Source organism: Klebsiella sp. C239 (assembly GCF_048822715.1).
GTDB classification, from domain to species: Bacteria; Pseudomonadota; Gammaproteobacteria; order Enterobacterales; family Enterobacteriaceae; genus Klebsiella; species Klebsiella quasipneumoniae.
In genome coordinates this window covers 1-24,601 of record NZ_JBMEZK010000015.1, presented here as the reverse complement: position 1 = coordinate 24,601, position 24,601 = coordinate 1, and the positions used below count along the sequence as shown (strand labels likewise).

General features: G+C 56.9%; 24 protein-coding genes and 2 tRNA genes. 9 read left to right on the top strand and 17 right to left on the bottom strand.

All coding sequences use genetic code 11. The features are described 5' to 3' along the window. Position 1: 1 nt before the first annotated feature. Genes nqrF through ACOI6Z_RS25080 form a run of 6 tightly spaced genes read right to left on the bottom strand, consistent with a single transcriptional unit; the run spans position 2 to position 5,844 of the window. Positions 2-1,225 carry an NADH:ubiquinone reductase (Na(+)-transporting) subunit F gene (gene nqrF, locus ACOI6Z_RS25105; protein WP_065813150.1) on the bottom strand — a complete coding sequence of 408 codons (1,224 nt, stop codon included), beginning with the start codon at positions 1,223-1,225 and terminating at the stop codon, positions 2-4. 12 nt (positions 1,226-1,237) lie between these two features. After that, positions 1,238-1,834: an NADH:ubiquinone reductase (Na(+)-transporting) subunit E gene (gene nqrE / locus ACOI6Z_RS25100; protein ID WP_004177335.1), complete on the bottom strand. Its 597-nt coding sequence runs from the start codon at positions 1,832-1,834 to the stop codon at positions 1,238-1,240. Positions 1,835-1,840: 6 nt separating this feature from the next. Then, on the bottom strand, positions 1,841-2,479 hold the full coding sequence (locus ACOI6Z_RS25095; RefSeq protein WP_023288507.1) for an NADH:ubiquinone reductase (Na(+)-transporting) subunit D: 639 nt from the start codon (positions 2,477-2,479) through the stop codon (positions 1,841-1,843). Continuing rightward, positions 2,472-3,266 (bottom strand): Na(+)-translocating NADH-quinone reductase subunit C, encoded by a 795-nt coding sequence (locus ACOI6Z_RS25090; RefSeq protein ID WP_032453038.1) that lies wholly within the window; start codon positions 3,264-3,266, stop codon positions 2,472-2,474. The genes ACOI6Z_RS25095 and ACOI6Z_RS25090 overlap by 8 nt, the downstream gene beginning before the upstream one ends. Further along, complete coding sequence (locus ACOI6Z_RS25085) at positions 3,259-4,497, bottom strand: NADH:ubiquinone reductase (Na(+)-transporting) subunit B (protein ID WP_023288505.1); 1,239 nt, start codon at positions 4,495-4,497, stop codon at positions 3,259-3,261. Before ACOI6Z_RS25085 ends, ACOI6Z_RS25090 begins: the two co-directional genes overlap by 8 nt. Positions 4,498-4,500: 3 nt before the next feature. Beyond that, positions 4,501-5,844, bottom strand: coding sequence for a Na(+)-translocating NADH-quinone reductase subunit A (locus ACOI6Z_RS25080; RefSeq protein ID WP_064155237.1), 1,344 nt, complete (start codon positions 5,842-5,844; stop codon positions 4,501-4,503). 411 nt (positions 5,845-6,255) lie between these two features. Here ACOI6Z_RS25080 and dpaA point away from each other — a divergent pair, with 411 nt between their 5' ends. Next, entirely contained in the window at positions 6,256-6,996 is a 741-nt protein-coding gene (dpaA, locus tag ACOI6Z_RS25075; protein WP_023288503.1) for a peptidoglycan meso-diaminopimelic acid protein amidase, read from the top strand. Here the strand turns inward: dpaA and ACOI6Z_RS25070 are convergent. Beyond that, positions 6,967-7,734, bottom strand: coding sequence for a class II glutamine amidotransferase (locus ACOI6Z_RS25070; protein WP_004204630.1), 768 nt, complete (start codon positions 7,732-7,734; stop codon positions 6,967-6,969). The genes dpaA and ACOI6Z_RS25070 overlap by 30 nt on opposite strands. A 74-nt stretch (positions 7,735-7,808) precedes the next feature. Then, complete coding sequence (gene lpcA, locus ACOI6Z_RS25065) at positions 7,809-8,390, bottom strand: D-sedoheptulose 7-phosphate isomerase (protein ID WP_065813148.1); 582 nt, start codon at positions 8,388-8,390, stop codon at positions 7,809-7,811. A gap of 239 nt (positions 8,391-8,629) precedes the next feature. Here lpcA and fadE point away from each other — a divergent pair, with 239 nt between their 5' ends. From fadE to ACOI6Z_RS25050, 3 genes are all read left to right on the top strand, one after another. After that, positions 8,630-11,074 carry an acyl-CoA dehydrogenase FadE gene (gene fadE, locus ACOI6Z_RS25060; RefSeq protein ID WP_032453035.1) on the top strand — a complete coding sequence of 815 codons (2,445 nt, stop codon included), beginning with the start codon at positions 8,630-8,632 and terminating at the stop codon, positions 11,072-11,074. A 178-nt stretch (positions 11,075-11,252) separates the two neighbouring features. Beyond that, a complete protein-coding gene (locus tag ACOI6Z_RS25055; RefSeq protein WP_065813161.1) occupies positions 11,253-12,023 on the top strand; it encodes an amidohydrolase in 771 nt (256 codons plus the stop codon). Positions 12,024-12,270: 247 nt separating this feature from the next. Continuing rightward, positions 12,271-13,371 (top strand): AI-2E family transporter, encoded by a 1,101-nt coding sequence (locus ACOI6Z_RS25050; RefSeq protein WP_065813147.1) that lies wholly within the window; start codon positions 12,271-12,273, stop codon positions 13,369-13,371. Between the two features lie 28 nt (positions 13,372-13,399). Here the strand turns inward: ACOI6Z_RS25050 and eamB are convergent, their stop codons facing one another. Continuing rightward, positions 13,400-13,990 carry a cysteine/O-acetylserine transporter gene (gene eamB / locus ACOI6Z_RS25045; RefSeq protein ID WP_012968889.1) on the bottom strand — a complete coding sequence of 197 codons (591 nt, stop codon included), beginning with the start codon at positions 13,988-13,990 and terminating at the stop codon, positions 13,400-13,402. A 103-nt stretch (positions 13,991-14,093) separates the two neighbouring features. Here eamB and ACOI6Z_RS25040 point away from each other — a divergent pair, with 103 nt between their 5' ends. Continuing rightward, a complete protein-coding gene (locus ACOI6Z_RS25040; RefSeq protein WP_065813146.1) occupies positions 14,094-14,975 on the top strand; it encodes a LysR family transcriptional regulator in 882 nt (293 codons plus the stop codon). Positions 14,976-15,034: 59 nt separating this feature from the next. Here ACOI6Z_RS25040 and ACOI6Z_RS25035 read toward each other — a convergent pair. After that, positions 15,035-15,111, bottom strand: a tRNA-Asp gene (locus tag ACOI6Z_RS25035). 133 nt (positions 15,112-15,244) lie between these two features. Then, the gene (gene dnaQ / locus ACOI6Z_RS25030) at positions 15,245-15,976 is read right to left on the bottom strand and encodes a DNA polymerase III subunit epsilon (RefSeq protein ID WP_004204621.1); all 732 of its coding nucleotides are present in this window, start codon (positions 15,974-15,976) and stop codon (positions 15,245-15,247) included. Positions 15,977-16,040: 64 nt separating this feature from the next. On the opposite strand from dnaQ, the gene rnhA reads away from it, so the two are divergent. Beyond that, on the top strand, positions 16,041-16,508 hold the full coding sequence (rnhA, locus tag ACOI6Z_RS25025; RefSeq protein ID WP_004204620.1) for a ribonuclease HI: 468 nt from the start codon (positions 16,041-16,043) through the stop codon (positions 16,506-16,508). Here rnhA and ACOI6Z_RS25020 read toward each other — a convergent pair. Continuing rightward, positions 16,505-17,227, bottom strand: coding sequence for a class I SAM-dependent methyltransferase (locus ACOI6Z_RS25020; RefSeq protein ID WP_004204619.1), 723 nt, complete (start codon positions 17,225-17,227; stop codon positions 16,505-16,507). The genes rnhA and ACOI6Z_RS25020 overlap by 4 nt on opposite strands. Before the next feature lie 32 nt (positions 17,228-17,259). Here ACOI6Z_RS25020 and gloB point away from each other — a divergent pair, with 32 nt between their 5' ends. Together gloB and mltD are read left to right on the top strand one after the other, a co-directional pair. Then, entirely contained in the window at positions 17,260-18,015 is a 756-nt protein-coding gene (gene gloB / locus ACOI6Z_RS25015) for a hydroxyacylglutathione hydrolase (protein WP_048296755.1), read from the top strand. A 71-nt stretch (positions 18,016-18,086) separates the two neighbouring features. Continuing rightward, complete coding sequence (mltD, locus tag ACOI6Z_RS25010; RefSeq protein WP_032428585.1) at positions 18,087-19,454, top strand: murein transglycosylase D; 1,368 nt, start codon at positions 18,087-18,089, stop codon at positions 19,452-19,454. 59 nt (positions 19,455-19,513) lie between these two features. Here the strand turns inward: mltD and ACOI6Z_RS25005 are convergent, their stop codons facing one another. The 3 genes from ACOI6Z_RS25005 to ACOI6Z_RS24995 form a co-directional block, all read right to left on the bottom strand. After that, on the bottom strand, positions 19,514-20,284 hold the full coding sequence (locus ACOI6Z_RS25005) for a class I SAM-dependent methyltransferase (RefSeq protein WP_049014291.1): 771 nt from the start codon (positions 20,282-20,284) through the stop codon (positions 19,514-19,516). Between the two features lie 89 nt (positions 20,285-20,373). Continuing rightward, positions 20,374-21,171, bottom strand: coding sequence for an endonuclease/exonuclease/phosphatase family protein (locus ACOI6Z_RS25000; protein WP_072096514.1), 798 nt, complete (start codon positions 21,169-21,171; stop codon positions 20,374-20,376). 102 nt (positions 21,172-21,273) lie between these two features. Further along, on the bottom strand, positions 21,274-22,464 hold the full coding sequence (locus tag ACOI6Z_RS24995) for an MFS transporter (protein ID WP_065813145.1): 1,191 nt from the start codon (positions 22,462-22,464) through the stop codon (positions 21,274-21,276). Between the two features lie 104 nt (positions 22,465-22,568). Here ACOI6Z_RS24995 and yafC point away from each other — a divergent pair, with 104 nt between their 5' ends. After that, positions 22,569-23,474 carry a DNA-binding transcriptional regulator YafC gene (yafC, locus tag ACOI6Z_RS24990; protein WP_032453031.1) on the top strand — a complete coding sequence of 302 codons (906 nt, stop codon included), beginning with the start codon at positions 22,569-22,571 and terminating at the stop codon, positions 23,472-23,474. Between the two features lie 32 nt (positions 23,475-23,506). Here yafC and dkgB read toward each other — a convergent pair whose 3' ends face one another. Both dkgB and ACOI6Z_RS24980 read right to left on the bottom strand, forming a co-directional pair. Continuing rightward, entirely contained in the window at positions 23,507-24,310 is an 804-nt protein-coding gene (gene dkgB, locus ACOI6Z_RS24985) for a 2,5-didehydrogluconate reductase DkgB (protein WP_060591669.1), read from the bottom strand. 164 nt (positions 24,311-24,474) lie between these two features. Further along, positions 24,475-24,551 (bottom strand) — tRNA-Asp (locus ACOI6Z_RS24980). Between the last annotated feature and the right edge of the window lie 50 nt (positions 24,552-24,601).

Here is a 24,601-nt window from a genome sequence, read left to right as displayed (position 1 = left end):
GTCAGCCTCCAAAGTCGTCGAGCAGAATATTCTCGTCCTCGACGCCCAGATCCTTCAGCATCTTAATCACCGCGGCATTCATTACCGGCGGCCCGCACATGTAGAACTCGCAGTCTTCCGGCGCCGGATGATCGCGCAGATAGTTCTCGTACAGAACGTTATGGATAAAGCCGGTATGCCCCGTCCAGTTATCTTCCGGCAGCGGATCGGAGAGCGCAACGTGGAAGGTAAAGTTCGGGTTATCCCGCGCCAGCTGTTCAAACTCATCATCGTAGAACATCTCGCGCAGCGAGCGCGCTCCGTACCAGAAGCTGATTTTGCGTGTGCTGTGCAGGCGCTTGAGCTGGTCGAAAATATGCGAACGCATCGGCGCCATCCCGGCGCCGCCGCCGATAAACACCATCTCCGCGTCGGTCTCTTTGGCAAAGAACTCGCCGAACGGCCCCGAAATCGTCACCTTATCGCCCGGCTTCAGCGACCAGATATAGGACGACATGATCCCCGGCGGGGCATCCCGCACCTTCGGCGGCGGCGTCGCAATGCGCACGTTGAGCATAATGATGCCCTTCTCTTCCGGATAGTTAGCCATCGAGTAGGCACGCAGGGTCGGCTCTTTCACCTCAGAGACGTAGCGGAACAGGTTGAACTTGTCCCAGTCCGAGCGGTATTCATCCGGGACATCGAAGTCAGCATAGGCCACTTTATGCGGTGGGCATTCGATCTGAATATAGCCCCCGGCGCGGAACGGCACCACCTCCCCCTCGGGGATCCGCAGCTTGAGCTCTTTAATGAAAGTAGCTTTGTTATCATTGGAGATAACTTCGCATTCCCATTTTTTGACGCCGAAGATTTCTTCCGGTAGCTCAATCTTCATGTTTTGCTTCACCGCGACCTGGCAGGCCAGACGGCAGCCGGCTTTGGCTTCGCGTTTGGTAATATGCGAAAGCTCGGTCGGCAGGATATCGCCGCCACCCTCTTTGATAGTCACCCGACACTGGCCGCAGGAGCCGCCGCCGCCGCAGGCGGAGGAGACAAAAATCCCGTTGCTGGACAGCGTGTTCAGCAGCTTATCCCCCGCCGGGGTACGGATCTGCTTATCCGCTTCGTTATTGATCTCAATAACCACGTCGCCCGCGTTCACCAGCTTTGAGCGCGCTGCCAGGATAAGCCCCGACAGCACCAGCACAATCAGCGTGAACATCACGACGCCAAGAATAATTTCCATACTTATTCGCCCTTATAGCTGCACGCCGGAGAAGGACATAAAGCCCAGCGCCATCAACCCGGTAGTGATAAAGGTGATCCCTAACCCGCGCAAACCGGCAGGCACGTTGGCGTACTTCATCTTTTCGCGGATCCCCGCCATCGCCACGATCGCCAGCATCCAGCCGATGCCGGAGCCAAAGCCGTAAACGATGGATTCCGGGAAGTTGTAATCACGCTGCACCATGAACGACACACCGCCGAAAATCGCGCAGTTAACCGCAATCAGCGGCAGGAAGATCCCCAGCGCGTTGTATAGCGCCGGGAAGTACTTATCGAGGATCATCTCGAGGATCTGCACCAGCGCGGCGATCACCCCGATAAAGGTGATGAAGTTCAGGAAGCTGAGGTCTACCCCCTCCACCAGCGCGCCGTCGCGCAGCACCAGGTTATACACCAGGTTGTTGATCGGTACGGCAAGACCCAGCACCACCGTCACCGCAACGCCGAGGCCGAAGGCGGTGGAGACCTTTTTCGACACCGCGAGGAAGGTACACATCCCGAGGAAAAAGGCCAGCGCCATGTTCTCAACAAACACCGCGCGGACAAACAGGCTAATGTAATGAGCCATCATCGATTACTCCTTTTCCTGCTGTTCAGGCTTCCAGCTACGCAGGGCCCAAATCAGTAAACCGATAATGAAGAACGCGCTCGGCGCCAGCAGGAACAGGCCGTTCGGCTGATACCAGCCGCCGTTCTGCACCGTCTCCAGCACCGTGATACCGAACAGCTTGCCGCTGCCGATAAGCTCGCGCAGGAAGCCGACGATAATCAGGATCGCGCCGTAGCCGAGACCGTTGCCTATACCGTCCATAAAGCTGGCCAGCGGCGGCGACTTCATGGCGTAAGCTTCAGCGCGCCCCATCACGATGCAGTTGGTGATGATAAGCCCGACGAATACCGACAGCTGCTTGGAAGTCTCATAGGCGAAAGCCCGCAGTAGCTGATCCACCACGATAACCAGCGAGGCGATGATCGCCATCTGCACGATGATGCGCACGCTGTTGGGAATGTGGTGGCGGATCATCGAGATAAACATGCTGGAGAACGCCGTCACCAGGGTCACCGCAATGGTCATCACGAAGGCGGTTTCCAGTTTAGTGGTGACCGCCAGCGCGGAGCAGACGCCCAGCACCTGCAGGGCGATGGGGTTATTGGCGATGAGCGGCCCCACCAGCACGCGCTTCACCTCTTTCATCTCGCTCTGTTCAGCCATTGTTCAGCCCTCCTTCACGCACCTTTTTCAGGAACGGACCAAAGCCCAGTTCACCCATCCAGAAATCAAAGCTGTGCTGTACGCCATTTGACGTCAGCGTGGCGCCCGATAAGCCATCAACCGCATGCAGGTCACCAGCGCGCGCGCCGCCTTTGACCACTCTCAGCGCCGGCATGCCGTTGTCATCCAGCACCTGCTTGCCAACAAACTGCTGGCGCCAGTTCGGGTTCTCCACTTCGCCGCCCAGCCCCGGGGTCTCCCCCTGGTCATAGTAGGTAATGCCTTTCACCGTGCGGCCATCGACGTCCAGCGCCACGAAGGCGTACATCATCGACCACAGGCCATTGCCATAAATGGGCAACACCACCTGCTCAATCTTCTGCTGCGCGTCGCGCACCAGGTAGATTTCCGCCAGATTGCTGCGGCGTTTAATCCCCGCCGGATCCTGGCTGGCATCCAGCGCCATACTCTGCTGCGGATCCTTCAGCGCCTGGGCCTGATTGAATTTTGCCGGGTCTTTCTCCAGAAGCTCGCCTGTCGCCAGATTCACCAGTCGCGGCGAAATGCGCGCCGCGAAGGTGTCGGCGACCGCATCAGCATCCATGCCGGGCTGCATCAGGCCGGACACCGCCAGGATATTACGCTGCTTATCCAACGCCCGCTGCGCCTGCTGGCGGGATTTCAGCCCCACGGCCGAGCCCGCTACCACGATGGAGCAGACCAGACAAAGCACCAGCACCACCAGCAGCGTTTTGCCGATGCTATCGTTACTTTTCTTCTCAGCCACGCGACTTCCTCCGCTTAATATTGGCCTGCACCACCAGGTAATCGAACAGCGGTGCGAAGAGGTTGGCGAAGAGGATCGCCAGCATCATCCCTTCCGGATAAGCCGGGTTCACCACGCGGATCAGCACGCACATCACGCCGATCAGCACGCCGTAACTCCATTTTCCTTTATCGGTAAACGAGGCGGATACCGGGTCCGTCGCCATAAACATCATGCCGAAGGCGAAGCCGCCGAGTACCAGATGCCAGTACCATGGCATAGCGAACATCGGGTTGGTGTCGGAGCCGATAACGTTAAACAGGGTCGCGGTGGCGACCATGCCGATCATCACCCCGGCGACGATGCGCCAGGACGCGACGCGGCCAAAGAGGATGATCGCGCCGCCGATCAGGATCATTAGCGTGGAGACTTCGCCAATCGAGCCCGGAATATTGCCGAGGAAGGCGTCCATCCAGCTCACCGGGATGCCGGTAGCGACGTTAACCAGCGCTTCACCGCCACCGCTGGCCCACTGGGAGAGCGGCGTAGCGCCGGAAAAACCGTCCGCCGCCGTCCACACCAGGTCGCCGGAGATTTGCGCCGGATAGGCAAAGAACAGGAACGCGCGCCCCGCCAGCGCCGGGTTGAGGAAGTTGCGCCCGGTACCGCCGAAAATCTCTTTAGCGATCACCACCCCGAAGGAGATCCCCAGCGCCGCCTGCCACAGCGGCAGCGTGGGCGGGACGATCAGCGCGAACAGAATCGAGGTGACAAAGAAGCCTTCGTTGATTTCATGCTTGCGCACGATAGCGAACAGCACTTCCCAGAAGCCGCCGACGATAAAGACGGTGATATAGATCGGCAGGAAAAAGACCGCCCCCAGGGTCATCATGCTCAGCCAGCCGGCGTCGGCGCTGAAGCTCACCCCTAACCACTGGGCGACGCTATAGTGCCAGTTGTTGGCGATCGCCTGCTGCAATTGTTCGGCGCCGTAAAGCTTATGCAGCGCCGGTATGGTCTGCAGCCCGACGTTATACATCCCCCAGAACATCGCCGGAAAGACGGCAAACCACACGAGGATCATCAACCGCTTGAGGTCGATGGCGTCGCGCACGTGCGCTGCGCCGCGGGTGACCTGGCCTGGTGTGTAGAAGATGGTCGCCGCCGCTTCATACAGCGGGTAATATTTTTCCAGCTTGCCGCCGTGCGTGAAATGCGGCTCAATTTTTTCAATCAGATGCTTTAAGCCCATCTCTTATCCTTCCTGCTCAATCCGGGTTAATACGCTGCGCAGCGCAGGGCCATATTCATACTTACCGGGGCAGACGTAGGTGCACAGCGCCAGATCTTCTTCATCCAGCTCCAGACAGCCCAGCGCCTGAGCGCTGTCGGTATCCCCGGCCAGCAGATCGCGCAGCAGTATGGTCGGCAGGATATCCAGCGGCATCACCCGCTCGTAGTTGCCGATCGGCACCATCGCCCGCTCGCCGCCGTGGGTATCGGTAGAGAAATGAAAGCGCTTGCGCCTGAAGAAATGGCCCAGCGTGGTGCGGGTAATCGAGAACTTCTCTTTGCCCGGCATCACCCAGCCGAAGAGCTCTTTTTCCCGCCCTTCTTTAACCACGCTCACCTGCAGATGGAAGCGCCCGAGGAAGGCGTGAGGGCCATGGGCGCGGGTGCCGCTGAGCACCGAGCCGGAAATGACCCGGTTTTCCCCCTCCTGCAACTCGCCTGCCAGCAGATCGTCCAGGCTGGCGCCCAGCGTCGTCTTGACCAGTCGCGGCGATATCATCTGCGGGCCGCCGAGCGCGATCACCCGTTCGCAGTAGAGCTCCCCGTCGAGGAAAAGCTTACCAATGGCGATCGCGTCCTGATAATTGAGGTGCCAGACCTGCTTATTCAGGCTCACCGGCTCGAGGAAATGAATATGCGTTCCCGGCAGCCCCGCCGGGTGCGGCCCGCTGAACTGGTTAAAACTGACCTGGCCGACAGGATGACCGCCGAGCTTGCCGCCGCTGGGCTGGCAGACGTGGACTTTCCCGTCGGTCAGACGCGTAAGCACGGTAAGGCCAGCGTCGAAAGCGGCCCGTTCGGCCAGAATAATCGGCTGCGGCTCCGCCGCCAGCGGATTGGTATCCATGGCGTTGACAAAGATGGCGGCCGGCACGCTGCCCGGGAGCGGCGTTTTACTGAATGGCCGTGTGCGCAGCGCGGTCCACTGGCCCGACGCCAGCAGCTGCTGCTGCACGGTGTCGCGCGGCAGTTCAGCCAGCGCGTCCGCGGCGTAACGCGTAAACGCCACCGCGTCATTGCCCTCGATATCAATCACCACCGACTGCAACACGCGCCGTTCACCGCGGTGGATCGCGCTGACGACCCCGCTCGCCGGGGCGGTAAAGCAGACGCCGGGATTCTTTTTATCTTCGAACAGGATCTGACCTTTTTTGACCCGATCGCCTTCTTTGACCGCCATGGCGGGACGCATGCCGACGTACTCTTCGCCGAGTAGCGCGACGCGCTTCACCGCTGGCGCGGGAGAAATCTGCTGTAATGGCATGCCAGCTATGGGCAAATCCAGCCCTTTTGTGATTTTAATCATATCGTTAGCAGGTATCCGTAACCTCAACCCCGACGCAGGCCGGGGCCAGCTTATTGACAGAATGGCAGAGAAGAAAGGGCAAAACGGCGCCAGATGCGCTCAGGACGGAAGAGAAGCATCCTTTCTTACTCTGGTGATGAACCGGCGCAAGTGTAACATTTCGTGAGCGTCGGCTGTAGCGCGAGAGGCAATAAGTGCTTCTAAAATGCGAGCTATTGCGCAAAGTTCTCACTGTGTTTTCGTCGCTGGCGGGGTATAAAGTGAGGCGGAATTGTAAACGCCGCCACGTCGCCCTTGCGAAAAAATGCCGTGATGCTAATGTGAGCGCTCTAAATCCAGAAAACTCTGATTTCGGGTCTCTCTTGCCGTCCTGGCAATGTGGCTATTTTGTTTTATCAAGGAACAAGCAGTATGCGCAAAATCGCATTATTTATTGCGATGCTTCTGCTGCCGTGCATGTCATTTGCCGGGCTGCTCAGCAGCAACAGCCCGACGACGCCGGTTAGCAAAGAATATAAGCAGCAATTAATGGGTTCACCGGTTTACATTGAGATCTTTAAAGAAGAGCGCATGCTCGACCTTTACGTCAAAATGGGTGAGACCTACCAGCTCCTCGACAGCTATCGGATCTGCAACTACTCCGGAGGCCTGGGCCCGAAACAGCGCCAGGGCGATTTCAAGAGTCCGGAAGGGTTCTATAACGTCACCCGCAGCCAGCTCAAACCCGACAGCCGCTTCTATAAAGCGATCAATATCGGCTTCCCGAACGCCTACGATCGCGCCCATGGTTATGAAGGGAAATACCTGATGATCCACGGCGACTGCGTCTCTGTCGGCTGCTACGCCATGACCGACAGCGGGATCGATGAGATCTTCCAGTTCGTGACCGGCGCCTTAGTCTTCGGTCAGCCAAGCGTGCAGGTGAGTATCTATCCGTTCCGCATGACCAACGCCAATATGGAACGCCACAAATACTCCTACTATGCGGATTTCTGGAAACAGCTGAAGCCTGGCTATGATTATTTCCAGCAAACCCACAAACCGCCGGTCGTATCAGTGACCGACGGCCGCTATGTGGTGAGCAAGCCGCTCAGCCACGAGGTTGTCCAGCCGCAGCTGGCCTCAAACTATACGCTCCCCGAGACAAAATAACGCCCACTCGCCTGGCATAATCTTATGCCAGGTCTCATTGGCCGTCAGCGGCTGCGTGGCGATAACCGTGACCACATCGTTGGGTGTGGTCTCGCGTTGAAAGTCGATCTCCACATCCTGGTCCAGCAGTTTTGCCACGCCGAACGGCGCCCGCCGGGTGATCCAGTGCAGGTTGGTCGAGCAGAACGCCATCACATAGCGTCCGTCCGACAGCAGCATGTTGAACACCCCTTTCTCACGCAGTTCCCCCGCAAGGGTGGCGATATACTTAAATACTCCCAGCATATTGCCCGGCGTACGCGGGTAGCGCTCGGTTAAGCGGTGCAGCAGCCAGCAGAAGGCCTTTTCACTGTCGGTTTCACCGACCGGGTGGAAATTGCCGGTTTTCAGCGATTTATAGCCTTTGAGCTGCCCGTTGTGCGCGTAGGTCCAGTTACGCCCCCACAGCTCGCGGGTGAACGGATGCGTATTCTCCAGGGCCACCATCCCGCGATTGGCCTGGCGGATATGCGCGACGACGGAACAGGACTTAATGGGGTAATCCTGGACCAGTTTCGCGATCGGCGACTGAAAGCTCGGCTGCGGATCTTTGAATGTGCGACAGCCTTTGCCTTCATAGAAGGTGATGCCCCAGCCGTCTTTATGCGGCCCCGTCCCGCCTCCGCGCTGTACCAGCCCGGTAAAGCTAAAACAGATATCTGTTGGCACATTGGCGCTCATCCCGAGCAGTTCGCACATAGATCACCTCACCATCACAAATCACGACGGCGCCGAAGCGAGGCCGCCGTCAACAGTACACACTCACCTGCCTGTTAGCCTTTCGCCATCTCTTTTTCGATCAGCATAATCAGGATATGGATCACTTTGATGTGGATCTCCTGAACGCGGTCGGCGTAGCCAAAGTGCGGCACGCGAATTTCCACATCGGCGCTACCGGCCATTTTACCGCCGTCCTTACCGGTCAGGGTGATCACTTTCATCCCCTGCGCCCGCGCGGCCTCAATGGCCTTGATTACGTTGCCAGAGTTGCCGGAGGTGGAGATGCCGAGCAGCACGTCGCCCGCGCGGCCGACGGATTCAACGTAGCGGGAGAAGACATACTCATAGCCAAAATCATTGCTCACGCAGGAGAGATGGCTGACGTCGGAGATCGCAATGGCCGGATATCCCGGGCGGTTTTCGCGATAACGTCCGGTCAGTTCTTCCGCAAAATGCATCGCATCGCAATGGGAACCGCCGTTGCCGCAGGACAGCACTTTACCACCCGCCTTAAAGCTATCCGCCAGCAGGACAGCGGCACGCTGGATAGCATGGATATTGGCTTCGTCCTGCAGAAAGTTAGCCAGCGTTTCCGCGGCTTCGTTCAGTTCGTTACGAATAAGATCCTGGTACATGAGGATAATCCTTCAGTATGAGTGGAATAACCCTGGCAGTGTACCGGATAGCCGCCGAAGCGAGAAGCAGCAGGCTGCGTTATCCCCCGCCCTTTTGATTTTATGTGCCGCTTTTGCATACAACAATGTGAGCAAGGTTGTAATTATTTTGTAAACACATTGCTAAATAAAAAGGCATGCACTACAACCAATACATCACAAGTGGTCAGACCTCCTACAAGCACAGGGAGCATTTCTCTATGATGATTTTGAGTATTGTTGCAACCGTTGTTTTACTCGGTGCGCTCTTCTATCACCGGGTCAGCCTGCTGCTCAGCAGCGTGATCTTGCTCGCCTGGACCGCAGCGCTTGGCGCGGCCGGTCTGTGGAATATCTGGCTGCTGCTGCCGCTGGCGATCATTCTGTTGCCGTTTAACTTTGCGCCTATGCGTAAATCCATGATTTCCGCACCGGCGTTTCGCGCCTTCCGCAAGGTCATGCCGCCGATGTCGCGTACTGAAAAGGAAGCCATCGACGCCGGGACCACCTGGTGGGAGGGGGATCTGTTTCGCGGTAATCCTGACTGGCATAAGCTGCATAACTATCCGCAGCCGCGCCTGACCGCCGAAGAGCAAGCCTTCCTCGACGGCCCGGTGGAAGAAGCCTGCCGGATGGCTAACGACTTCGCCATCACCCACGAAATGGCCGATCTGCCGCCGGAGCTGTGGGCGTATCTGAAAGAACATCGCTTCTTCGCGATGATCATCAAGAAAGAGTATGGCGGGCTTGAATTCTCCGCTTATGCCCAGTCGCGGGTGCTGCAGAAGCTCTCTGGCGTTTCCGGCATTCTGGCGATCACCGTCGGCGTCCCGAACTCACTGGGGCCGGGCGAGCTGCTGCAGCATTACGGTACTGAAGAGCAGAAAAACCATTACCTGCCGCGTCTGGCGCGCGGGCTGGAGATCCCCTGCTTCGCACTCACCAGTCCGGAAGCGGGCTCCGACGCCGGCGCCATCCCGGATACCGGCGTGGTCTGCATGGGCGACTGGCAGGGCCAGCAGGTGCTGGGTATGCGCCTGACATGGAACAAACGCTACATTACGCTGGCGCCTATCGCCACCGTGCTGGGACTGGCCTTTAAACTTTCTGACCCGGATCGTCTGCTGGGCGGGGAAGAAGAGCTGGGCATCACCTGCGCGCTGATCCCGACCTCCACCCCGGGCGTGGAAATTGGCCGTCGCCACTTCCCGCTTAACGTCCCGTTCCAGAACGGCCCAACCCGCGGCAAAGATATCTTCGTGCCGATCGATTACATCATCGGTGGGCCGGGGATGGCCGGTCAGGGCTGGCGCATGCTGGTTGAATGTCTGTCGGTGGGCCGCGGTATTACACTGCCGTCCAACTCCACCGGCGGCCTGAAATCGGTGGCTATGGCGACCGGGGCTTACGCCCATATTCGCCGCCAGTTCAAAATCTCGATCGGTAAAATGGAAGGCATTGAAGAGGCGCTGGCGCGCATTGCCGGTAATGCTTATGTGATGGATGCTGCGGCCTCGCTGATTACCTACGGCATTATGCTCGGCGAGAAACCGGCGGTGCTCTCCGCGATCGTGAAATATCACTGCACCCACCGCGGCCAGCGCTCCATTATCGACGCAATGGATATTACCGGCGGGAAAGGCATTATGCTGGGCGAAGGCAACTTCCTCGCCCGGGCATATCAGGGCGCGCCTATCGCCATCACCGTGGAAGGTGCGAACATTCTGACCCGTAGCATGATGATCTTCGGTCAGGGTGCGATTCGCTGTCATCCGTACGTGCTGGAGGAGATGGCTGCCGCGCAGAACAACGACCTGAACGCCTATGACAAGCTGCTGTTCAAACATATCGGCCATGTCGGCAGTAACAAAGTACGGAGTTTCTGGTTGGGCCTGACCGGCGGACGCACCAGCAGCGCGCCGACCCGCGACGTCACCCGCCGCTACTATCAGCAAATGAACCGTCTGAGCGCTAACCTGGCGCTGCTGTCAGACGTCTCGATGGCGGTGCTGGGGGGCAGTCTTAAGCGTCGCGAACGTATCTCCGCGCGTCTGGGGGATGTGTTAAGCCAGCTGTACCTGGCCTCGGCGGTGCTGAAACGCTATGACGATGAAGGACGCAATGAAGCCGATCTGCCGCTGGTTCACTGGGGGGTGCAGGATGCGCTGCATCAGGCCGAGCAGGCCATCGACGATCTGCTGAAAAACTTCCCCAACCGTCTGGTGGCTGGCGCAATGCGCCTGGTCATCTTCCCGACCGGTCGTCATCATCATGCGCCGTCGGATAAGCTGGACCATAAAGTCGCTAAAATTCTGCAGGTGCCCAGCGCCACCCGCTCCCGCATCGGTCGCGGTCAGTACCTGACGCCGAGCGAGCATAACCCGGTCGGCCTGCTGGAAGAGGCGCTGCTGGAAGTGATGGCGGCCGATCCTATCCACCAGCGTATCTGCAAAGAGTTGGGTAAAAATCTGCCGTTCACCCGTCTCGACGAACTGGCCGCCCATGCCCTGGCGAAAGGCTTAATCAGTCAGGATGAAGCCGCCATTTTGACCCGAGCAGAGCACAGTCGCTTGCGCAGCATTAACGTTGACGACTTTGCGCCAGAGGAGCTGGCAACCCAGCCGGTAAAGCTGCCGGAAAAAGTTCGCAACGTTGAAGCCGCATAATAAAACAACAACCACATCACACGCCGGGCGGGGAATTTTCCCCGCCTTTTTTTCGTCTCTCCTTCCCCCGCCGTTCCTGTTAGTAGCATTTTTTTAACAAAATATTCCGCGGACCGCCGCGAGGCTGATAAGGTGTTACAGTTAACCTAACCCCCTCATGAGAATGGAGTTGACCATTGTGCCTGGCCTGAAAATTACGCTGTTGCAACAACCGCTGGTCTGGATGGACGGCCCTGCTAACCTGCGCCATTTTGATCGCCAACTGGAAGGGATTGTCGGGCGCGATATCATTGTTTTACCTGAGATGTTTACCACCGGCTTTGCGATGGAAGCGGCAAAACAGTCTTTACCCGAGGCCGAGGTGGTGGCGTGGATGCATGCCAGGGCGGCGCAAACCCAGGCGCTGATCGCTGGCAGCGCGGCGCTGCAAACTGAGCGCGGGGCCGTTAACCGCTTCCTGCTGGTCGAGCCTGACGGCACGGTCCATCATTATGATAAACGTCACCTGTTTCGTATGGCGGATGAACACCATCACTATGAGGCCGGAGACAAGCGCGTGGTCTTTGAATGGCAAGGATGGCGGATCCTGCCGCTGGTCTGTTACGACCTGCGCTTTCCGGTATGGTCGCGTAACCTTAACGACTATGATTTGGCGCTGTATGTGGCGAACTGGCCGGCGCCGCGCTCGCTGCACTGGCAGTCGCTGCTGGTCGCCCGCGCGATTGAGAACCAGGCCTACGTCGCCGGCTGTAACCGGGTCGGCACCGACGGCAACGGTCATCATTACCGCGGTGATAGCCGGATTATCAGTCCCCAGGGGGAGATTGTCGCCACCGCCGATCCGCATCAGGCCACTCGTCTTGACGCCGAACTGTCGCTGAGCGCCCTCCAGGAATATCGTGAAAAATTCCCCGCCTGGCGCGATGCCGATCCTTTTACTCTGGATTAATCCCCCTCCGCTTTCTTCCCCCTTCTGCAGGAAAAGAAAGCGGAATTTCCTCTTGCCGCGCCCAACAGAATATTTACAGGGCGCCCTTCATTTCTGTTCTACACTCATTAAAAGGCCCACAACCAAACGGGCGGAGATTATTTTCAATTAACTTCTGCGTTGTAAATCATGACCTTTCTGTTGCCAGCTTGTTTTGGTGAACCCGGCTGAGCGTTGGCGTATACATATTTTATGAGCGTAATGGTAAATGGATAATAATAATCTTCAGTTAATAGAAAAACGGCTGGTCACCCGCTTTCTCGATATGTTTATTCGGTTCAGTCTTATTCTGGCGCTGGCCTCATTCTGTTTTACCGTCTTTTCTCCCTTCGTCAATATGATGCTCTGGGCGTTGATTCTGGCCGTGGCGCTCTATCCTTTACATCAATATTTTGCCGGGCTTTTCGCCGGTAAACAGGGGCTGGCGTCGGTGGTGCTGGTGCTGTTAGGTATTTTACTGATCGTCATCCCCACGGTGCTGATGATCACCTCGCTGGCGGAAAGCGCCAGCGCCATGATAGACAAGATGGGCAGCCAGAGCTTTACCATTCCCCCGCCCTCCTCGCGCATTGCCGCGTTACCGATCATTGGCGAACGGCTTAGCGCCCTGTGGATGAGAGCTTCCGTCGATCTGCCAGGATTGCTCAGTAATTACCGCTCGCAAATCGGCGACATTGCCAAACAGTTTCTCAGTATTTTGGCCAGCATGGGCGGCGGGCTGATTGGCTTTATTATTTCGTTTATCGTCTCGGGAATTATGATGGCCTGGGGCGCAGCGGGCGCCATCAGCGCCCAGCGTATTGCCATCCGTATTACCGATGAAAATAAAGGCGTGACCCTCACCCGCCTGTGCACCAGCACCATCCGCGCGGTCGCCCAGGGCGTCATCGGGGTGGCACTGATCCAGGCGCTGCTGGTCGGGGTGATCATGCTGATGGCCAGCATCCCCGCCGTCGGGATCTTCTTTATACTTGCCCTGATCCTCGGCATTGCACAGGTGCCGGTGATCCTGGTGACGGCCCCGGCCATCGCGCTGATGTGGAGTCTCGGCACCCACAGTACCGGAATGGATATCTTCTACACTGTCCTGCTGATCGTCGCCGGTATGGCCGATAACGTCCTCAAACCACTGCTGCTGGGGCGCGGAGTCGATGCGCCAATGCCGGTAGTGCTGCTGGGCGCCCTCGGCGGAATGGCCTCTAACGGCATTCTCGGTATGTTTCTCGGCGCCACCCTGCTGGCCATCGGTTATCGGATCTTCATGACCTGGGTAAATGAAGGGCAACCCGCCCTGGCGCAGGATAAATAACCTCAAGGGAGCGTTACGCTCCCTTAATTCATTCCATAAACATTCGTACCGCGCACCAGACCAACAGCAGCGCCAGCAGCAGATTTAACCCTCTTCCATGGCGTTCGAACACCGGCTGAAACAGCTGACCGGCCAGCGCCCAGCAAAGATTGCCGGCAACGCCTATTACTGATAGCAACAGGCTTATCATCACCAGCCAGAATGGCTCGCGAGTCACCGGCAGAACAAAGGTCGACAGGGCCGTGATGCCGTACAGGATAATTTTTACATTCACAAACTGCAGCCCCAGGCTGGCCCAGAAGCTGACAGGCCGCTCCTCCTGCCCACCGCTGGCCGGGTCGCTGCGGGCAATATGCCAGGCCAGCCACAGGATATACCCCGCGCCGACCCAGCGTAGCAGGGAGGTTATCCCCTCATCCAGGGTAACGAGAGTGAACGTCAGCCCGGCACAAATCAGCATGATGATCACAAACCCCAGGCTCATGCCGGCCAGAACCCGCATGCTCCGTCGAAAGCCGTGCGCGGTGACGCTGCTCAGCGCCAGAATATTATTCGGCCCGGGCGTCAGAGCGGTGATCAGGGTGTAAGTTAAAAAGGCGCTAATCAGGGTAGGTGTCACGTGTTTTCTCCTCTTGACTGGCAGACAGTACCCGAAGCTGATAATTTAAAAAAATGAATGTTTTTTCATTCTGAATTCGAGAATATCGATATAAAGAGGAAATATGGATCTGCGACGCTTTATCACCTTCAAAACGGTTGTCGAAGAAGGATCCTTTCTGCGCGCCTCGCAGAAACTGTGCTGCACCCAGTCCACCGTAACCTTTCATATCCAGCAGCTTGAGCAGGAGCTTGCCATCCCGCTGTTTGAGAAAATTGGCCGACGAATGTGTCTCACCGCCGCGGGTAAAAATGTCCTGCCGCACGTCTACGATCTGACCAAAGTGATGGCGTCGATTCGCCAGGCGGCGCGCCAGGACGATGAACCCGGCGGCGAACTTCGCGTCGCCACTGGTGAAACCCTGCTGGCGTACAAAATGCCGCCGGTGCTGCAGCGTTTTAAGCAACGCGCCCCGAAGGTCCGCCTGTCACTGCAGTCGCTCAATTGCTACAGCATCCGTGATGCGCTGCTCGCTGACGAAGTCGACCTGGGGGTGTTTTACCGGGTTGGCAACGATGATGCGCTCACCATGATGGAACTTGGCCCGCAGCCGCTGGCGCTGGTCGCGTCAGTCGATCAGGCGCCGGTCGACTTCCTGCGCCCGCGGCAGCATATCCCATTGAGCTTTATCATCAACGAACCCCAGTGCGTGTTCCGGCAGATTTTTGAAAGTACCCTGCGCCAGCGCGGCATTACCATGGAGAACACCATCGAACTGTGGAGTATTGAAAGCATCAAGCAGTGCGTGGCGGGCAATCTGGGGGTGAGTTTTCTGCCGCGCTTTGCGGTAGAGGAGGAACTCAAACGCGGGACGCTGGTCGAGCTGCCGTTCAGCGAGACGCCGCTGACGATCCATGCGCTCTGCGCCCATCACACCGGGAAAGCAATCAGTCCGGCGATGCGGGTATTCATGCAGTGTATGCAGGAGGAACAAGAGGCGCGCTGAAATTCGGCGACGAAAACGACGAAAGCCTGAATCATTGCTGATTCAGGCTTTCTGAATAGTGGCGGAACGGACGGGACTCGAACCCGCGACCCCCTGCGTGACAGGCAGGTATTCTAACCGACTGAACTACCGCTCCGCGTTGTTGTTCCGTTGGGAACGAGGCGAATATTACGGATTCCCCTCTACCCCGTCAACGCTTTTTCTACCGTTTTGAATCGTTTGCTGCAAAAATCGCCCAACCGCCTACTTTTAATCCATTTTAGTGGTTATCAGGCACGCCACAGGCAGCTTCCGCCTTTCTTTTGTACCAGATCGAGGCGGGATTCATGGTTCACCAGCTCTTCATCAGAGGCATAAACCACCCGTAACTGACTGGCGGCGCGAACGACGCGCTGAATCCCCATCTCGCCTGCCTGCTGCTGGCTTTCGCCTTCCATAGAGAACGCCATCGACGTCTGGCCGCCGGTCATCATCAGATAGACATCGGCAAGGATCTGGGCATCGAGCAGTGCCCCGTGCAGCGTACGCTTGCTGTTGTCTATTTCGTAGCGCGAACATAGCGCATCCAGACTGTTGCGCTTGCCGGGAAACATTTTCCGCGCCAGCGCCAGACTGTCGGTGATTTTACAGAAGGTCTCGGTTTTCCCGATCCCGCGGTTCAGCTTACCGAACTCATAATCCATAAAACCGATATCGAACGAGGCGTTATGGATCACCAGCTCCGCGCCGCGGATGTAATCCATAAATTCATCGGCAACGTCGGCAAAGGTGGGTTTATCCAGCAGGAATTCGTCGGCGATCCCGTGCACGCCGAACGCCTCCGGATCCACCAGCCGATCGGGCTTGAGATAGACGTGGAAATTGTTACCGGTCAGGCGACGGTTAATCACCTCCACGGCGCCGATCTCAATGATCTTGTGTCCTTCGTAGTGCGCCCCGATCTGGTTCATACCGGTGGTTTCGGTATCGAGAACAATCTGGCGCGTAATTGCAGTGCTCATCGCGGTCATTTATGTCAGACTTATCGTTTACAAATCGATTTCAATTACAGGAAGTCTACCAGAGATGCTCAAACAGGTAGAAATTTTCACCGACGGCTCTTGCCTGGGAAATCCAGGACCCGGCGGTTACGGCGCCATCATGCGCTACCGCCAGCACGAAAAAACCTTTAGCGCCGGCTACCGTCTGACCACCAATAACCGCATGGAACTGATGGCGGCGATCGTCGCCCTCGAAGCGTTAAAAGAGCATTGCGAGGTGGTGCTCAGCACCGACAGCCAGTATGTCCGCCAGGGGATCACCCAGTGGATCCACAACTGGAAAAAGCGCGGCTGGAAAACGGCAGAGAAAAAACCGGTAAAGAATGTCGACCTCTGGCAGAGGCTGGACGCCGCGCTTGGCCAGCATAAGATCAAATGGGAGTGGGTGAAGGGCCACGCCGGCCATCCAGAAAACGAACGCTGCGACGAGCTGGCCCGCGCGGCGGCCTCCCATCCCACTCAGGACGACATCGGCTACCAGCCGGAGAGCTAATTCTGCCCCTTGCGCCACTGCCGGGTGGCGCCGACTGCCGGCCGTAGCTGGGTTTTCGCTTTCCCTGACTTCATCGGATTAAGGGTGAGCGGAATAGTCCGTTTGCGGGCGACAATCAATTGCAAACAGCCCAGCGCTGGCAGATGGGTGCTCAGCAGTTTGCCGCCATGCCGCGACCAGGGTAAAACCTGATAACGCCCATAATGCAGCACTTCAAAGTTGAGCAGCGACAGCCAGTCCAGCTGGCGCATCAACGTAAACATACGGCTGTTGTACGGCGTGCCTTTGCGCAGCACCGGCACCAGTTTACGCAATCCCATCAGGCTCACCGGATTAAACCCGGTCAGGATCATCCAGCCATCATCGATCAGGACGCGATCGGCCTCCCGTAGCAGGCGATGCGGATCGCTGCACCACGGCAGGGTATGCGCCAGCAGGCAGGCGTCGACGGACTTTTCGGCAAAGGGCAAATGCAGCGGGTCGGCCCGGACCTGCATTGGGTTTCCCGCCAGCGAGACATTCACCTGGTGCGAGATGGCGCAAGCTTCGGTATTGATTTCCGCGCTCAGATTGCCAATCTTAAGCAGATGAAAGCCATATAATTTAGCCAGCCACGGCTTCATCTGCTGCTCCAGCGTTTCGCGATAGTATTCGCCCCACGGCATACTGGACCAATGCTCAGGCGCTGTCACTGTATGAGGTATCCTTGCCGGCTTCATTGCCACCTTCCGCTACGCTTTAGAGGTAATTTATGAATCTTATCAGTATTCCCGCGTTTCAGGACAACTACATCTGGGTTCTCACTGAGAATCACGGCCGCTGCATCATCGTTGACCCGGGCGAGGCCGCGCCGGTTCTGGCGGCAATCGAAGAAAACCAGTGGCAGCCCGAGGCCATTTTACTGACCCATCACCATCAGGATCACGTCGGCGGCGTAAAACAATTACGTGAAAAATTCCCCTCTCTGGTGGTTTACGGGCCGGCAGAAACCCAGGATAAGGGGGTTACTCAGGTAGTAGACGATGGCGATCGGCTGTCAATTCTCGGGGTCGATTTTTCCATTTTCTCCACGCCAGGTCACACATTAGGACATATCTGTTACTACAGCGAACCTTATCTGTTTTGCGGCGACACGATGTTCTCCGGCGGCTGCGGAAGGCTGTTCGAAGGCACTGCAGAGCAGATGTATCAATCATTTATGAAGATTAACGCCCTTCCTGAAGAAACCCTTATATGTTGCGCACATGAATATACGTTAGCGAATATGAAGTTTGCGTTGAGTATCCTGCCTGATGATAGGGACATAAACGATTACTATCATAAAGTTAATGAGTTACGTGCAAAAAAACAAAAGACACTACCAGTAATTCTGAAAAACGAGCGGCGTATAAATTTATTTTTACGGGTAAATGATGTTGATTTAATTGACAAAATTAACAAAGAAACAAAATTGCAACACTCTGTGGCGCGATTTGCGTGGTTAAGGTCAAAGAAAGACGAATTCTGATATTTAATTCTTGTCATCGGCTAACTTCGCCGTTATCCTTGGTCGTCTTTTAAGCAACTATTGACACACACATGAAGGCACGAGCGATATTATTCGCCTCTGTCCTGCTGGTGGGGTGCCAGGCGTCTAAGCACGATGGCACCGTCGAACAGCGAGCACAGAGCCTTTCTGCGGCTGGTCAAGGGGAAGCAGGCAAGTTCACAAGTCAAGCGCGCTGGTTAGATGATGGAACCTTCTACGCGCAAGACCAGGATCTGTGGACTTCCATAGGCGACGAGCTAAAGATGGGAATACCGGATAACCCCCGGATTCGCGAGCAAAAACAGAAGTACTTAAGAAATAAGAGCTATCTCCACGATGTAACTTTACGGGCAGAGCCGTATATGTACTGGATAGCCGGGCAGGTTAAGAAACGTAACATGCCAATGGAACTGGTATTACTACCCATAGTGGAGAGCGCTTTTGACCCACACGCGACGTCTGGCGCCAATGCCGCAGGCATCTGGCAGATCATTCCGAGCACAGGGCGCAATTATGGTTTAAAACAGACCCGCAGTTACGATGCGCGTCGTGACGTTGTCGCATCGACTACCGCGGCGCTGGATATGATGCAACGTCTGAACAAAATGTTCGACGGCGACTGGTTGTTAACGGTCGCGGCATATAACAGCGGCGAAGGTCGGGTCATGAAGGCAGTGAAAGCGAACCGTTCGCGTGGCAAACCCACCGATTTCTGGTCGCTGTCTCTGCCGCATGAAACGAAAGTCTACGTACCGAAAATGCTGGCATTGAGCGACATCCTCAAAAACAGCAAACGTTACGGCGTAAAGTTGCCTACGGCTGATGAAAGCCGTGCGCTGGCGCGCGTTCGCCTCGACAGTCCGGTTGATATTTCTCAGCTCGCGGATATGGCCGGTATGCCGGTCAGCAAGCTGAAGACCTTCAACGCCGGCGTAAAGGGGTCAACGCTGGGCGCTAGCGGGCCAAAGTACGTCATGGTGCCGCAGAAACACGCAGCCCAGCTGCGTGAATCGCTGGCCTCTGGCGACATTGCCGCCGTACAGCCGACGCAGCTCGCGGATAATACGCTGCTGACCAGCCGAAGCTATAAGGTGCGTTCCGGCGATACCATTTCCGGGATTGCTTCCCGTCTCGGCGTCACGACCCGCGATCTGCAGCAGTGGAATAACCTGCGCGGCTCTGGATTGAAGGTTGGACAGAACCTGGTTATCGGCGCCGGCAGCAGCGCGCAGCGTCTGGCGAATAACAGCGATAGCATCACCTATCGCGTTCGCAAAGGTGATTCGCTGTCGAGCATCGCCAAACGTCATGGCGTTAATATTCGCGACGTCATGCGCTGGAACAGCGATACCGACAATCTTCGGCCTGGCGATCAGCTAACGCTGTTTGTGAAAAACAGCGATCGACCAGAGTCCTGATACGTCAGGGTTCGATAAAAAGGCACCGACTTCCCCCGGTGCCTTTTTTGTTGTCCGTATTAAACCGCTTTATGCGCTTCAAACATGATGGTATCGCTGGTAAAGGAACCATCCTGCTGTAACTCAAAGTAGGCTTTCACCTCCGCCGAGGCGCTCTGCTGGTATAAACGAATCGCCTCCACCAGCGGCTCAGGGGTACGCATCCGCGCCACCCACGAACTGAACTCCAGCGGCAGGCGATCGGTCAACAGCTGATTAATCACCAGCCCCGCCTCCGTCGCCAGCGCCAGCCACTCGCCGCTGGAATAATTACGCACGTGCGAGGTATCGCGCAGGGCTTCCACCGTCTGCAGCCAGACATCACGCACCACATGGCCCGGCGACATCACGTCCATCACGATCATCACCCCACCCGGCTTGAGGACACGTTTCACCTCGCGCAGCGCCTGGCCAACGTCATGCCAGTGATGAGCAGAATAGCGGCTGATAACGATATCAAAGCTGGCATCAGCGAACGGCAGCGTTTCGGCATACCCCTGCTGGGTCACGATATTGCTAAAACCTTTCTCCTTTGCCGCGGCGGCAACGACCTCCAGCATCTGGCTCGATAAATCATAGGCGGTCACCTCGGCAACCTGTCCCGCCGCGGTAAAGCTGGCGTGCCCTGCCCCGCAGCCCATATCCAGCACTTTCGCCTGAGGAAAATCAGCCAGTCGTTCCGCCAGCCGCTGCAGATCGCGACCAGAGGCGTGCACGGCGCTGGTCAGATAGGCGCTGGCCTGGGAGCCGAACTGCTTTTCGACGTTGTCATGGTGAGAGCGTGTTGTCATGTTGTCTTGTCCTTACGGTTTTTTGAGTAATAAAAGGCAGCACCATGCATGCGCAGGCCTGCCCCATGGCAGGCCTGACCAACCTTAAATTAATCAGGCTTGCCGGGACTGAATTCGACTAGTAGCGGGTTGTGGTCGGAGGCGCGGGTTACCAGCACGGAAGCATCGTGCACGCTTAACCCACGGTAGAAAACAAAATCGAGCGGGCGACCAAACGCGCGGCGGCGCTGATCGTCCGGGAAACGAACTTCACGCAGCGACATCTCGCGTGCAAAGCGGTACAGGGCGTTCATCCGCGGGCGGCTCCAGGCATTGAAGTCGCCAGCCATGATCACCGGCCCGCTGTGATGGGCGATCTGATCGCCAATCGGCAGCAGCTGTTTGCTGTAGACGTCGACGCCAAGGCTGAAGTTAACGGCATGGATATTGACCACCATTAACAGCCGCGCATCGGGCAGCGGATAGACAGTCACTAATGCTGATTTAGGCAGACGCAAAATAGGTTCACGTTCGCGCAATGGGCAGCAATAGATAGGATGGGCGGAAGCCAGCGTCATCACGCCGGAAGGATGCTGCGGCAGCACCAGCGCAGGCACCTGATCGGCGGCCAGATAGTTGGTGGTCGCGAACCTGACCAGCTCCGGCGTCGTCTGCGCCTCCTGCAACAGGACTAAGTGCGCGTCTTTGCCAAAATTCTTAAGGACCGACTGCCACTCTGCGCGCTGCTGCTTGAAGATATTCCACACCAGCACGCGGATTTTCTCATCGCTGCTTAACGGCGTGCCGGCGGGATAAACCGGACTCACGCCCGCAAACGCCCCCGGAGGCAATATTCTCTCCGCAGGTTGTCCGGCGACATAGCGCATGGCGTAGGTGTTCTTTCGCAATTTGGGCATTAATCCTCGATAACAGAAACCAGCCCGACGACGACTGGTTATTCTGTTATAGGGATTTTCCCATACACTTTCAATGCAAATTGCGAGAAACCCTTAGCCTTCGAGAGAAAGCGCTGCCGAACGGCGTGGCAATTTATCTAAACGTCCGCTCAGGACCACCAACAGCAAAGCGACCAGCACAATCACCGCGCCAATCCACGGCGTCTGCGCCAGACCGTACCGCTCGACCGTCTGTCCACCGACGATCGACCCCAGCGCGATGCCGACGTTGAAGGCGGCAATATTCAGGCCGGATGCGATGTCGACAGCCCCGGGGGTGTACTGCTCTGCTTTTTGCACCACGTACACCTGCAGGCCCGGCACGTTGCCGAAGGCGAAAACGCCCATCACCAGCACCGTTGCCAGCGCGGCATAGTGAATGCTGGCGGTCAGCTGGAACACCAGCAGCAGCACAACCAGCGCGGCGAAGATAAACTTCAGCGCGGAGACGGCGCCATGCCTATCGGCCAGTTTGCCGCCCCATACGTTGCCAATAGCCACCGAGACGCCATAGCCCAGCAGGATCCAGCTCACGGCTGACGGGCTGAAGCCGGCCAGCTCCTGCATCATCGGCGCAAGGAAGGTAAAGGCGGTAAAAACGCCGCCATAGCCCAGCGCGGTAATGGCATAGATCATCAGCAGGCGCGGATGGGTTAAGACTTTCAGCTGATCGCGCAGGCTGGCGCTGGCGCGGCCCGGGATATTATTCGGCACCAGAATCAGACTGCTGATAAGCGCAATCACCCCCAGAATCGATACCGCGAGGAACGTTTCCCGCCAGCCAAAATGCTGACCGATGAAAGTCCCGAATGGCACCCCGGTTACCAGCGCGACCGTCAGGCCGCCGAACATGATGGCGATAGCCGAGGCTGCTTTCTCTTTTGCCACCAGGCTGGTGGCGATTGTCGAGCCAATAGAGAAGAACACGCCGTGTGCCAGACCGGTCAGCAGGCGCGCCAGGATCAGCGTTTCATATCCCGGGGCCTGCCAGGCCAGCACATTACCCGCCGTAAACAGGACCATCAACGCCAGCAGCAGCTGTTTACGCGGCATACGCCCCGTTAACGCCGTCAGCACCGGGGCGCCGATCGCCACGCCCAGCGCGTAGATAGAAACCAGCAGGCCTGCCGACGGCAGCGAAATAGAGAGTTGTTGGGCAATCGTCGGGACCAGGCCGACAATCACGAATTCAGTGGTGCCAATTGCGAAGGCACCGATGGTTAAGGCAAATAGCGCCAGTGGCATAATTTACTCCGTAGCATCAGGATTAAGATGACACGTAGTATGAAGGGTTGTATAAATAACAAAAACCATCAAAGTATCAATAGAATTTTGCTACAGGTGCAATAATGAGAGCTACATCCGAGGAGATCGCCATCTTTGTGGCGGTAGTGGAAAGCGGGAGTTTCAGCCGGGCGGCCGAACAGCTGGGTCAGGCCAACTCTGCCGTCAGCCGGGCAGTCAAAAAGCTCGAGTCCAAGCTTGGTGTTAGCCTGCTCAATCGGACCACCCGTCAGCTCAGTCTGACAGAGGAAGGCGAGCGCTATTTTCGCCGGATGCAGGTGGTATTGCAGGAGATGGCGGCGGCAGAAAACGACCTGCTGGAAACGCGCACGACGCCGCGAGGCCTGCTGCGGGTGGATGCCGCGACGCCGGTGATGCTGCATTTTCTCATGCCGCTGGTGAAGCCATTTCGCGAGCGTTACCCGGAAATGACGCTGTCGCTCGTGTCGTCAGAAACATTTATTAATCTGATTGAACGAAAAGTGGATGTGGCTATTCGGGCCGGAACCTTAACCGATTCCAGCCTGCGCGCCCGACCGCTGTTCACCAGCTATCGGAAGATCGTCGCCTCGCCAGAGTATGTTTCGCGCTACGGCGTGCCGCAGCATCCGTCAGATCTGAAACAACATCAATGTCTGGGCTTCACTGAACCCGTCTCTCTGAACACCTGGCCGGTATCCTGTTGCGATGGTCAGTTGTTAGAGATTGAGGCGGCGGTATCATCGAACAGTGGGGAAACGCTCAAGCAACTGTGTCTGACCGGGAACGGTATTGCCTGCCTGTCGGATTATATGGTGGATAAAGAGATAGCCAGTGGGGAGTTTGTTGAACTACTGGCCGACAAACGTTTGCCGGTGGAGATGCCCTTCAGCGCGGTGTACTACAGCGATAGAGCCGTCAGCACACGTATCAGGGCGTTTATTGATTTTCTGAGCGAATACGTAAAACAGCTCCCGAAGGAGCTGTCGTAGTACCCTCTGATGGGCATACCGGAAGCAGGAGATTAATCCCACTGCGGCGCCAGACCTTCCGGGCTCACCAGCCGATCGTTGCAATCCAGTGCGGCGATCGCCTGGCGATCATCATCATCCAGCTTCAGATCCAGCGCTTTCAGGTTGCTGGCCAGGTTCTCACGCTTCGTCGAGGATGGGATCACCGCGTACCCCTCGCCCATCGCCCATGCCAGGATAACCTGCGCCGGAGTCGCATTATGTTTCGCCGCGATACGGGCAATCACCTCATCTTTCAGCGCCTTACCGTAGGCCAGGGTCATGTAGGAGGTGATATGGATACCGTGCTCACGCGCCCAATCGACGACTTTACGGTTTTGCAGATACGGCGAAAGCTCAATCTGATTGGTAGCAATGTTTTCAGCGCCAACGGCGGCAATCGCACGCTCCATCAGTGGAATAGTGAAGTTGGAGATACCGATCTGACGGGTCAGGCCGAGCGCCTTCGCTTCCATCAGAGCAGCCATAAACTCTTCAACAGCCACCGCATCGTTCGGTGACGGCCAGTGGATCAGCGTCAGATCAACATAGTCAGTGCGTAGCTTCTGCAGGCTCTCTTGCAGGCTGGCGATCAGCTTGTCTTTGCTCAGGTTTTCGATCCAGATTTTGGTTGTGATGAACAGCTCATCACGCGGCACGCCGCTCTCAGCGAGAGCCTGACCCACCGCGGCTTCGTTGTCGTAGATTTGCGCGGTGTCGATAGTACGATAGCCCAGCTCCAGCGCGGTTTTTACGGATGCGATAACAACATCATCTTTCAGACGGAAGGTGCCAAGACCAAATGCAGGGATTGCCATGTTTTTCCTCGTTATTTGTTCATTTCGGTTAACGAGTGAAATTATGGCTGATGGTATGGAGGGGAAAAAGAGCGATTAATGCAGAGGATTTTTGCTGATTTAGCAATAATCGGAAACAGATCAAACAAAAAAGCCCTGAGCAGATGCTCAGGGCTCTTATTAAGTGGCGGAACGGACGGGACTCGAACCCGCGACCCCCTGCGTGACAGGCAGGTATTCTAACCGACTGAACTACCGCTCCACCGAATTTTTTCGCTTTATTACCACCGGTTGTCACCCCGGCTTACTGCA

Excerpts from the sequence above, each read along its gene's own strand:
- ACOI6Z_RS25005 (WP_049014291.1), bottom strand. The coding sequence starts at position 20,284 with ATGACAACACGCTCTCACCATGACAACGTCGAAAAGCAGTTCGGCTCC.
- nqrE (WP_004177335.1), bottom strand. The coding sequence starts at position 1,834 with ATGGCTCATTACATTAGCCTGTTTGTCCGCGCGGTGTTTGTTGAGAAC.
- fadE (WP_032453035.1), top strand. The coding sequence starts at position 8,630 with ATGATGATTTTGAGTATTGTTGCAACCGTTGTTTTACTCGGTGCGCTC.
- ACOI6Z_RS25085 (WP_023288505.1), bottom strand. The coding sequence starts at position 4,497 with ATGGGCTTAAAGCATCTGATTGAAAAAATTGAGCCGCATTTCACGCAC.
- ACOI6Z_RS25050 (WP_065813147.1), top strand. The coding sequence starts at position 12,271 with ATGGATAATAATAATCTTCAGTTAATAGAAAAACGGCTGGTCACCCGC.
- ACOI6Z_RS25095 (WP_023288507.1), bottom strand. The coding sequence starts at position 2,479 with ATGGCTGAACAGAGCGAGATGAAAGAGGTGAAGCGCGTGCTGGTGGGG.
- mltD (WP_032428585.1), top strand. The coding sequence starts at position 18,087 with ATGAAGGCACGAGCGATATTATTCGCCTCTGTCCTGCTGGTGGGGTGC.
- rnhA (WP_004204620.1), top strand. The coding sequence starts at position 16,041 with ATGCTCAAACAGGTAGAAATTTTCACCGACGGCTCTTGCCTGGGAAAT.
- ACOI6Z_RS25020 (WP_004204619.1), bottom strand. The coding sequence starts at position 17,227 with ATGAAGCCGGCAAGGATACCTCATACAGTGACAGCGCCTGAGCATTGG.
- ACOI6Z_RS25070 (WP_004204630.1), bottom strand. The coding sequence starts at position 7,734 with ATGTGCGAACTGCTCGGGATGAGCGCCAATGTGCCAACAGATATCTGT.
- gloB (WP_048296755.1), top strand. The coding sequence starts at position 17,260 with ATGAATCTTATCAGTATTCCCGCGTTTCAGGACAACTACATCTGGGTT.
- ACOI6Z_RS25080 (WP_064155237.1), bottom strand. The coding sequence starts at position 5,844 with ATGATTAAAATCACAAAAGGGCTGGATTTGCCCATAGCTGGCATGCCA.
- nqrF (WP_065813150.1), bottom strand. The coding sequence starts at position 1,225 with ATGGAAATTATTCTTGGCGTCGTGATGTTCACGCTGATTGTGCTGGTG.
- lpcA (WP_065813148.1), bottom strand. The coding sequence starts at position 8,390 with ATGTACCAGGATCTTATTCGTAACGAACTGAACGAAGCCGCGGAAACG.
- dpaA (WP_023288503.1), top strand. The coding sequence starts at position 6,256 with ATGCGCAAAATCGCATTATTTATTGCGATGCTTCTGCTGCCGTGCATG.
- dkgB (WP_060591669.1), bottom strand. The coding sequence starts at position 24,310 with ATGGCAATCCCTGCATTTGGTCTTGGCACCTTCCGTCTGAAAGATGAT.
- ACOI6Z_RS25040 (WP_065813146.1), top strand. The coding sequence starts at position 14,094 with ATGGATCTGCGACGCTTTATCACCTTCAAAACGGTTGTCGAAGAAGGA.
- ACOI6Z_RS24995 (WP_065813145.1), bottom strand. The coding sequence starts at position 22,464 with ATGCCACTGGCGCTATTTGCCTTAACCATCGGTGCCTTCGCAATTGGC.
- yafC (WP_032453031.1), top strand. The coding sequence starts at position 22,569 with ATGAGAGCTACATCCGAGGAGATCGCCATCTTTGTGGCGGTAGTGGAA.
- dnaQ (WP_004204621.1), bottom strand. The coding sequence starts at position 15,976 with ATGAGCACTGCAATTACGCGCCAGATTGTTCTCGATACCGAAACCACC.